This is a genomic window from Salmonella sp. SAL03688 (assembly GCF_046551895.1).
Taxonomy (GTDB): domain Bacteria; phylum Pseudomonadota; class Gammaproteobacteria; order Enterobacterales; family Enterobacteriaceae; genus Salmonella; species Salmonella enterica.
On the sequence record NZ_JBGDVI010000065.1, the window covers coordinates 1 to 516 of the forward strand.

A 516-nucleotide genomic window follows, 5' to 3' on the forward strand; every position below is an offset into this window, starting at 1 on the left:
CAGTCTAAACTGAAGTTTCCGGTCTTTCTTCCATCTCACAGAGAGGCGCATTGCCATGAAAAAGACCCGTTATACCGAAGAACAGATTGCATTTGCCCTGAAACAGGCTGAAACCGGCACCCGCGTCGGGGAAGTCTGCAGAAAAATGGGAATTTCTGAGGCCACATTTTACATCTATGGACTACCTCCGTTTTGCAAGTACTGAATCTGGTTTTGGGTTGTTGCTTACATCTATCCGGCATCAGGAAAATCTGTGCCCAAATGGGTAATCCGCACACAATCGCCTCAACAACTGGACGGCCTCTGAGGCCAGTATAAAAATCAGGTTCCGATTGTGCAGGTGCAACCTGTCATCATTTCTCAGTACGCTGCAACTTTTGCTGGCAGGGGATTAATTTCACACTACCTGATACCCGGTATCATTTCTCAGCATCGACCAGATTATTCTCGCGTTTTTGTTAGCGACCGCCACGGTCGTTTTATTAAATCCGCGCCGTTCCTTTAACTGGTTAACCC

General features: G+C 47.3%; 2 pseudogenes. One reads left to right on the top strand and one right to left on the bottom strand.

Features of this window, described 5'->3' with window-relative positions:
• Positions 1-55: 55 nt before the first annotated feature.
• Positions 56-172: pseudogene (locus tag ACLJR2_RS23725) on the top strand (transposase); the annotation flags it as partial.
• Between the two features lie 225 nt (positions 173-397).
• Here the strand turns inward: ACLJR2_RS23725 and ACLJR2_RS23730 are convergent.
• Positions 398-516: pseudogene (locus tag ACLJR2_RS23730) on the bottom strand (IS110 family transposase); the annotation flags it as partial.